Annotated in this window: 8 protein-coding genes; 1 reads left to right on the plus strand and 7 read right to left on the minus strand. The window is 69.3% G+C overall.

The genetic code is table 11. The features are described from left to right. Nucleotides 1-276 precede the first annotated feature (276 nt). From HY726_05465 to thiE, 7 genes are all read right to left on the minus strand, one after another. The gene (locus tag HY726_05465; protein ID MBI4608440.1) at nucleotides 277-1,062 is read right to left on the minus strand and encodes a TatD family hydrolase; all 786 of its coding nucleotides are present in this window, start codon (nucleotides 1,060-1,062) and stop codon (nucleotides 277-279) included. Nucleotides 1,063-1,071: 9 nt separating this feature from the next. After that, nucleotides 1,072-2,406, minus strand: coding sequence for a TldD/PmbA family protein (locus tag HY726_05470; protein MBI4608441.1), 1,335 nt, complete (start codon nucleotides 2,404-2,406; stop codon nucleotides 1,072-1,074). Further along, nucleotides 2,403-3,845: a metalloprotease TldD gene (gene tldD, locus HY726_05475; GenBank protein MBI4608442.1), complete on the minus strand. Its 1,443-nt coding sequence runs from the start codon at nucleotides 3,843-3,845 to the stop codon at nucleotides 2,403-2,405. Before tldD ends, HY726_05470 begins: the two co-directional genes overlap by 4 nt. Before the next feature lie 154 nt (nucleotides 3,846-3,999). Then, nucleotides 4,000-4,812: a cobalamin-binding protein gene (locus HY726_05480; protein ID MBI4608443.1), complete on the minus strand. Its 813-nt coding sequence runs from the start codon at nucleotides 4,810-4,812 to the stop codon at nucleotides 4,000-4,002. Nucleotides 4,813-4,824: 12 nt separating this feature from the next. Then, the gene (locus HY726_05485; protein MBI4608444.1) at nucleotides 4,825-6,180 is read right to left on the minus strand and encodes an amidohydrolase; all 1,356 of its coding nucleotides are present in this window, start codon (nucleotides 6,178-6,180) and stop codon (nucleotides 4,825-4,827) included. Continuing rightward, nucleotides 6,180-7,298 carry a glycine oxidase ThiO gene (thiO, locus tag HY726_05490; GenBank protein MBI4608445.1) on the minus strand — a complete coding sequence of 373 codons (1,119 nt, stop codon included), beginning with the start codon at nucleotides 7,296-7,298 and terminating at the stop codon, nucleotides 6,180-6,182. Before thiO ends, HY726_05485 begins: the two co-directional genes overlap by 1 nt. Next, nucleotides 7,298-7,933, minus strand: coding sequence for a thiamine phosphate synthase (gene thiE / locus HY726_05495; GenBank protein MBI4608446.1), 636 nt, complete (start codon nucleotides 7,931-7,933; stop codon nucleotides 7,298-7,300). The genes thiO and thiE overlap by 1 nt, the downstream gene beginning before the upstream one ends. A 64-nt stretch (nucleotides 7,934-7,997) precedes the next feature. On the opposite strand from thiE, the gene HY726_05500 reads away from it, so the two are divergent. Continuing rightward, nucleotides 7,998-8,363, plus strand: a complete 366-nt coding sequence (locus HY726_05500; protein MBI4608447.1) for a hypothetical protein — start codon at nucleotides 7,998-8,000, stop codon at nucleotides 8,361-8,363. Nucleotides 8,364-8,390 lie beyond the last annotated feature (27 nt).

Raw genomic sequence — 8,390 nt, forward strand, 5'->3', positions numbered from 1 at the left:
GCTCTACTCCTTCCACCGCGAAGCGGTTTCGTTCAACTGATTGTTCTAAGGAATTCTCGATGCCGTTAGCACCGCACGGCCTGCCATGGCTGACCAGGCCGGCGGGTGGCACGGCGATGGGGCGGGCCCCCGCAAGGGGAGGGGCCGCGCGCAACGGCGGACCCCACACCGGGCCACCCACGCCTGCGGCGCGGGTACCCGGCGAGCACGGCGGGGCGGCCCCCACGCGAAGCGTGGGGAGTGCCGGGACAGGACCCGCCGGCCTGATCGAAGACGCTACGTCCAGACCAGGTCGAAGAGACGGCAGGTGTTCGTCGAGAGGCGGTACATCACTTCGTCAACCGGCAACTGCTTGATCTTGGCCACCTCCTCCGCCACCCGCGACGCCAGCCACGGCCCGGAGGGAAGCCCTTCGAACTCACCCTTGAAGGGCCAGGGGGCGTCCGTCTCGACGAGGAGAGACTCGAGCGGAACCCACTGGACAAGCTCCCGGTCCCGCTCCCGGTACACCACCTCCGGCGAGACCGAGACATAGTAGCCCGCCTCCACGATCGCGCGGGTCACGTCGGCGGGCGCCTTGTGCCAGTGGAAGACGGCCCGCTCAATGCCTTTCCGCGTGAGCAGCGGGAGGGCTTGGGCCGCCGCGCCGTGAGGGGCGTGGAGGACGACCGGCAGGTCATAGCGGTGCGCCAGGTCGAGGAGCCGCCCCAGCCGTTCGATCCCCAGCGCCATCACGTCCGCCGCGTCCGCCGCCCCCTCGAGGCGATACCACGGGAGCCCGACCTCGCCCAGCGCCACGATCCGGGAGTGGTACGCCGCGACCTGAGCCTCCACCTGCTCGAGCGCCGCCGCATCGAGCTGCGCCCACTCCGGGTGGTACCCGAGGCAGGCCCAGATGGCCTTCCCGTGCTGGCCCGCCGCCGCGAGCGTCAGTTCGTTGGTCGGCGGATCGCACCCGACGGCGATCATGCCCCAGACATCGTGGGCGAGGGCGCGCGTGAGTGTCTCGCGGATGTCGGCGAATGCTGGATCGTGCAGGTGGCAGTGGCTGTCGATGATCATGCGATGCCCTCAATCCCCTGCGACCACCATGCGGGCAACCCGCACGGTGGGCGCCGACGTCCTGTTCCTCAGCACCAGATCGCTTCCCACCCCGTCAATGGCCCGGAAGATCTCGAGGAGGTTCCCCGCAACGGTGACCTCTTCGACGGGGTAGGCGAGTTGACCGTCCTCGATCCAGAAGCCCACGGCCCCGCGCGAGTAATCGCCGGTGACGAGGTTGACGCCGAACCCGATGAGCTCCGTCACGTAGAAACCCTTCTTGACGGAGGCGATCAGCTCCTCGGGGGCTGCGGGTCCGGGGGCGAGGTAGAGGTTCGTCGTGGCCACGCTGATGCCGCTTCCGTCCCGCGCGGCGTGGTGGGTAGACGGGAGCCCGAGCTTCTTCCCGCTGTACGTATCGAGAAGGTAGGACTCGAGGACTCCCTCCTGGACCAGAACGGTCCGACGGATCGGCAAGCCCTCGCCGTCGAAGGGTCGAGAGCCGAGCGCGGCCGGAAGGGTCCCGTCGTCGACGATGGTGACGGCCGAGGACGCGATGCGCTTGCCGACCCGGTTGAGGAGAAAAGAAGCCCCCCGGTAGAGCGCCGGCCCGGAAGCCGCGCCTGCGAGGGTCCGGACCAGGCTCGCCGCGTTGTCCGGATCGAAGATCACCGGAACCTCCGCGGTCCTCACCTTCCGAGCCCCGAGCCGGCGGACAGCGCGTCGGGCCGCGGTGCGCCCGACCTGCTCCGGCGGCTCGAGCCGCGCCCGCTTTCTCGCAAGCGTGTACCAGGAGTCCCGCTGCATCTCGCCGTTGACGGCGGCAATGGGGGAGACCGTCAGGCTGAAGCTGGAGGTCTGGTACGTGCCCGCGAAGCCGTGGGAGGTGGCGTAGGCGTACTCGGCCTGACGATCGAAGAGTTCGGCTCCCTCAGAGTTCGTGATGCGCGGATCGGCCTCGAGCGCGGCGGCCTCGGCTCGCGTGGCCAGGGCAAGCTTCTCCTCGACCGTGACGGCGTGACCGTCGGGATCGCAGAGGTCGAGGGCGGGGATCCCCGTGCTGAGGTCGCCAGGATCCGGAAGCCCGGCGAGCGGGTCCGCCGCGGTCAGCCGCGCCAGGCCCGTCGCCTCGTCAACCAGCCGCTCGAGAGAACCCGCGGAGAGGTCGGAGGTGGAGGCCGAGGCGGCAGCTTTACCCACGAAGACCCTGAGCGAGAGCCGTTGCTCCCGGGCGTGGGCCACGGCTTCCGGCTGCCCGAGACGGACCTGGACCGACGCATGGCGCTGCTTGACGACGAAGGCGTCGGCCTCCGTCGCGCCCCGCGCCCTCGCCCGCCGGAGGAGGTCCTGCAGGAGGTCGGTCATACGTCCGTGCCGCCCACCGTGATCCCGTCCACGCGGATGGTGGGGAGCCCCACGCCGACCGGGACCGATTGGCCGTCCTTCCCGCAGGTCCCCACCCCCTCATCCAGCTTGAGGTCGTGACCGACGCGGGAGACCCGTGTCAGCACCTCCGGCCCGTTCCCGACCAGCGTCGCCCCCTTCACCGGGGCGGTGACCCGCCCACCCTCGATCAGGTAGGCCTCGCTCGCGGAGAAGACGAACTTCCCGTTCGTGATGTCCACCTGGCCGCCGCCGAAGGCTACCGCGTAGAGCCCGTAGGCGACGGATCGGATGATCTCCGCGGGATCGTCCTGGCCGGCGAGCATGAAGGTGTTGGTCATCCGCGGCATGGGCGGGTAGGCGAACGACTCCCGACGCCCGTTGCCCGTCGCCGCCATCCCCATCAGGCGCGCATTCAGCCGGTCCTGCATGTAGCCCACGAGGACCCCGTGCTCGATCAGGACGTTCCGCCGTGTCGGCGTGCCCTCGTCGTCCATGTTCAGCGAGCCGCGACGGTTCGGGAGCGTGCCGTCGTCCACCACCGTCACCAGCTCGGAGGCCACCTTCTGGCCCATCCGGCCCGAGAACGCCGAGAGCTTCTTGCGGTTGAAGTCTCCCTCGAGCCCGTGCCCGACGGCTTCGTGGAGGAGGATGCCCGGCCATCCGGGCCCCAGGACCACCGTGAAGGTCCCCGCCGGGGCGTCCACGGCCGTGAGCTTCAGGAGCGCCTGTCGGACGGCCTCGCTGCTGTAGCGCTCCCATCGGCCTTCCTCGATGAAAAAGTCGAAGGGCACTCGCCCGCCCCCACCGTGGTGTCCGACCTCGCGCTTGCCGTGCTCCTCGGCGATCACCGTGACGTTGAGACGCGTCAGGGGTCGCACGTCTCCCACGATCCAGCCCGACGCCTGGGCGATCAGGGTGATCTGCTCCTCGCTCCAGAGGCTCGCGATCACCTGCCGGACCCGCGGGTCCGCGCGCGCGGCGCGGTCGATCCGCCGCAGCAGATCGAGCTTGCCCGAGAGGTCGGCAGCCACCGGCGACAGCTCGAGCGAGTAGAGGTCGTGCGGCCGGGGGCCCGACCTGACGGCCACGACCGCAGAACTGCTCGACCGGTCAGCGATCGCCCGGGCCTGGCGCGCGGCCTCCTCCAGGTTCGGGAGCGCGAGGTCATCGGTATGAGCGTAGCCGGTCCGCTCTCCGGACTGGGCCCGCACCCCCGCGCCCTGGCTCACGTGACGGGAGGCCGTCTTGACCGCGCCTTCTTCGAGGACGAGTTCCTCGTTCACCCGGTATTCGAGGTAGAGGTCAGCGTCCTCCACGCGGCCGGCCAGCGCCGAGCCGAGGAGGCGCTCCAGGCGGGACGGAATCAGGCCGAACCGATCGGCAAAAAAGCGTTCGGGGTGCGCAATCCCGCCTGTCATCGCCTGGCTCCTTGGGGTTCCCCGGAAGGGATTTTCATCGTACCACGCCCTCCCGGGGCCCCCGCCGTTTTTTTCGCCGGCACACACCGGTCAGCTCGGCCAGAATTTATAACTTATTTTCCAGCTATTTGGGGGAACGAGCTACGAGAGAGCTTCAAGTGATGCCGCCGTTCGCCTTGTAAGACTGGATGATCTCGTGGAGATGACGCAGGCCTACCATTACAGAGGGGCCCGGGGAGAGGATGTCGGAGCCGTCCAGCTCGTAGATTCGGCCGGCCCTCACGGCGGAGATCGCCCCCCATCCGGGGCGCGAGACGATGGCGGCCGGGTCCACCTTCTTGCCGCACCAGGAAGCGACGATGATTTCGGGATCGCGGCGCGCGACCTCACCGAGGTCCACCACGCGCTCCGCAGCCGCGGGCCTGTCACGGAGCTCGGGAAAGATGTCGCGGCCGCCGGCAAACTCGATCAGCTCCGAGACCCACCGGATGCCGGCGATCGGGGGATCCGGCCACTCCTCGAAGTACACCCGCGGCCGGTCCGGCCAGACGCTGGAGAACTCCCGGATCTGCTTGACCTCGTCCCTCATGTCCTGAATGAGCGCTCGGGCCGCCGCCTCCTGTCCAATCAGGCCGCCGATCATCAGTACCGTCTCGAGGATCTCTTCGAAGGAGCGCTGGTTGGTCGCGAAGACCGGGACGCCCGCGCCGACCAGGTCTCTCACGATGTCCTTCTGGAGGTCGGAAAAGGCGAGCACCAGGTCGGGCTCGAGGGCCAGGACCTTGCCGAGCTTGAAGGTGGTGAAGCCTCCGACTTTCGGTTTTTCCCTGACCCCTGGCGGACGCGTGGCGGTTCCCGGAACCCCGACAACCCGATCCCCGGCCCCGAGTGCAAAGACGATCTCGGCGGTCTCGGCGGTCAGACAGACGATGCGACGGGGAAAGTCGACCCCGGCTGTGCCGTACATGGTGCTCCCAGCTCAGCCGGCGGCAGCCGGCTCGACCCGACCGCCGTCGAACAGCTCTCGGCACGCGACGCCGCGCTGGAATGCCAGATACTCCTCCTTGGTCATCCGGGGCTTCCAGCCCGCCAGGATCTCGCGGGCCTGGGCGGCGCCGTCCACGAGCAGGTCCACCGCCATCATCGCGAGAGCCTTGGCGGGGGCGACGTAGGCCAGCACGGGATCCACGATCTCGAAGTCGGCGGCGTGATGGCCGCCGCGGGCGCCGCCCATGTAGGGATGGAGGGTCGGCAGCACGTGGGAGATGTCGCCCATGTCGGTCGAGCCGGTGCGGTGGCCGACAGTCGTGTAGTCTTCCTCTCCGACCAGGGCGACGCCGTTGGCCTTGAAGAGGGCCGTCATGCGCTCGTGGTTGAACAGCGGGAGATAACCGGGGAGGGTTTCGATCTCGACCTTGGCGCCGAGCGCGAGGGCGCCGGCCCTGAGCGCCCGGTCCACCTTCCGGTTGGCTTCCAGGATCGCCTCGATCGTCCTGCCGCGCACGTAGGTCTCGATCCGGACCTCGGCGGGGATCACGTTCACCTGGTTCCCCCCGTGGGTGATGATCGGGTGGACGCGGATCGTATCCTCGTCCTTGAACGTTTCGCGGATCGCGTTGATCGCCATGAGCCCGATGTTCGCCGCGTAGAGGGCGTTGATGCCCCGGTGGGGGGCGCCGCCGGCGTGGGCGGCCCGGCCCAGGTAGCGGACCGTCTTCACGACGCACCCGTTGTTGGACACACCGACGCCGGCCTTCTTGTCCTCCGGCCTCGCGGTCGTGTGGATCATCATGGCCAGGTCCACGTCGTCGAAGTGCCCGAGGCGCAGCAGCTCGGGCTTGCCCCCCAGGAACTCGAGCCTCCCCTCCCGCGCCTGCTGGACCCGCCACTCCACGTCTCCGTACTCTTCGGCAGGGACCGCGAAGAAGACGACCCGCCCCGCCAGCGCCTCGGCGGCCCTCGCGTCGACGAGCCCCATCGCCGCACCGAGCAACCCCGCGACCTGGGCGTTGTGGCCGCAGGCATGGGCCGCGCCGGTCTGGGGATCGGCCAGCGGGTGACCCGGGACAACGAGCCCGTCCAGCTCGCCGAGAAGCGCGAAGCTGGGGCCCGGTCCGGCGCAGCGTAGCTCGGCGCGCACGCCGGTCAGAGCGAGCCTCCCTTTGGGCGCCAGCCCCATCTCCCTGAAGGCCTCCTCCACCAGCCGCGCAGTCTTGACCTCCTTGAAGCCCAGCTCGGGGTTCTTCCGGATGGTCTCGCCGATTCTGATGATCTGCTCGGCGCGCCGGTCGATGGCCGCGCAGATTTCTTGCTTGAGCTGGTCCTTGGTGCGCATCAGGGCTCCTTTCTGACAAACCTGTCAGGGCGAAACGGGGTCAGGTCGATCGAAGGCCTACCGTCCAGAATAAGCTCCTTCATCAACGAGGCGGTGATGGGGGCCAGGAGGATGCCGTTTCTGAAGTGGCCGCTCGCCACGGCGAGGCCGGCCACGCCGGGCCACGGGCCCAGGATCGGCAACCCGTCCGGCGCCCAGGGACGGAACCCGCACCAGGTGCGCGCGATGGGGCGGTCGGCCAGGTCAGGGACAAGCTCGAGCGCCGACCGGATCAGCGAGCCGATCCCTTCCGGTGTCACCGCGCGGACGAAGCCGACGTGCTCCACGGTCGCGCCGATCAGAAGCTCTCCCGACGGGCGCGGGACCAGGTAGACTTCCGCCCCATGAATGCAGTGCTTGATCAGAGGCGGCACGTGGGAGAGCGCGAGCATCTGGCCACGGGCGGGCTCCACGGGAAGCGGCGCCCCGAGTGACGCCGCCAGCTCTCCCGACCAGGCGCCGGCCGCGAGCAGAACGGCGTCGGCGGGGACGCGCTCGCCGGCGGCCACGACGCCGGCAGCCCGACCGGCTTCCACGGTCACGCCTGTCACCCGGGCGCCGAGGCGGAACGTGACCCCGCGGGCGGCAGCGGCCTGGGCATACGCGGTGGTCAGCCGCTGGTTGTTCACCCAGTGATCCACGGGAACGAAGAGGGCCGCGCGAGTCTTTCTGGAGATCGCGGGCTCGCGCTCGACGACCTCCGGCCCCTCCAGCAGCGTGACGCCGGCCTCCCTCGCCGCGGGCTCCCCGCACCAGGCTTCCGCGGCGCGGACCTCCTCAGCGGTGAAGAGCGCGTAGAGGCTGCCGGTCGTCGTGTATTCCGCGTCCACGCCGGTCGCCGCTCTCAGCTCCGCGACGATCTCCGGGTAGAGCTTCCAGCTCGCCAGCGCCAGCTCCTGGAACCGGCCGGCCGAAGCCCCCAGCGGGGCGAGCATTCCTGCCGCCGCGCCCGAGGCCTCGGCGCCGACAGCGCTTCGCTCGATGACGGTGACGGCGCAGCCGGCCTTGGCAAGCTCGTAGGCAGTCGCGCAGCCGATGATCCCGCCTCCGACGATGATCACGCGCTTCGGCGCGGCCATCAGGCACTCCCCAGCGCGTCAAGAAACGCTTTGCTGGCGGCTCCCGGCCTGTCGGCCGCCAGGATCGCCGAGATCACAGCGACCCCGTGAGCGCCGGCGGCCCTGACTTCCCCCACGCGCTCAGGGGTGAGGCCGCCGATGGCGAAGACCGGAGCGCGAACAGCTTCGACGACGCGCCCGAGGGCCTCCACCCCTTGGGGCGGGCCGTACGGACGCTTGGAAGGCGTGTCGTAGACAGGGCCGAAGACGAGAAAGTCGGCCCCCTCGCTCTCGGCACCCCGGGCTTCCTCGAGGCCGTGCACCGAAGCCCCGATCAGGAGCCGCGCCCCGGCCACGGCTCTCACGAGACGGATCGGAAGTGACGTATGGCCGCGCTGGACACCGTCCGCCTCCACCGCGAGGGCGACGTCCACCCGGTCGTTAATAAAAAGCCCGGCCCCTGCCCGCCGGGTCAGCCCTCTGAGGGGCTGAGCCAGCGCCAGGAGATCTGCAGCCGTGAGATCCTTCTCTCTGAGTTGGACAACCCTCACCCCGGCCCCGAGACACTCCTCGATCACGTCGGTGAGGGGCCGCCCTCCGGTCTGATGCCGGTCAGTCACCAGGTACAGGCGAAAGCCAAGTTGCTGAACACTCATTGACTCACCTGGTCAGTCGGGCCGAGCCGCGCATCCTCCAGTCTATCCGTGGGTGCTATACTGAATGGCGATGAGCGCGTTCACATACCCCGCGCTTGTGGCCAACCCACGTCGGGACGCATCCCCTGTTGAAGTGAAACTTCTTGTCGATACCGGGGCCATGTTCACCTGCCTCCCCACCCCGCAATTGGAGGCCCTCGGACTTGCTCCCGAGTGGCGTGTCCCCGTCGTGCTGGCTGACGGACGCCGCGACGAGTGGCTCGCAACGGAGATTCTGATTACCCTTAACGGTCGGACCCTTCACACTACCTGTCTTTTCGGGCCCCCGGGAAGCCTTCCGCTTCTCGGAGCCGTCTCGCTCGAGCAATTCGCCCTCTCGGTCGACCCGCTCACCCGGGCGCTCGTTCCAGCCCGCGTCCCCATGGCCTGACGGCCTTTCATCCCACCCCGCCTAAAC

It is taken from the genome of Candidatus Rokuibacteriota bacterium (genome assembly GCA_016209385.1).
In the GTDB taxonomy this organism is placed as follows: domain Bacteria; phylum Methylomirabilota; class Methylomirabilia; order Rokubacteriales; family CSP1-6; genus JACQWB01.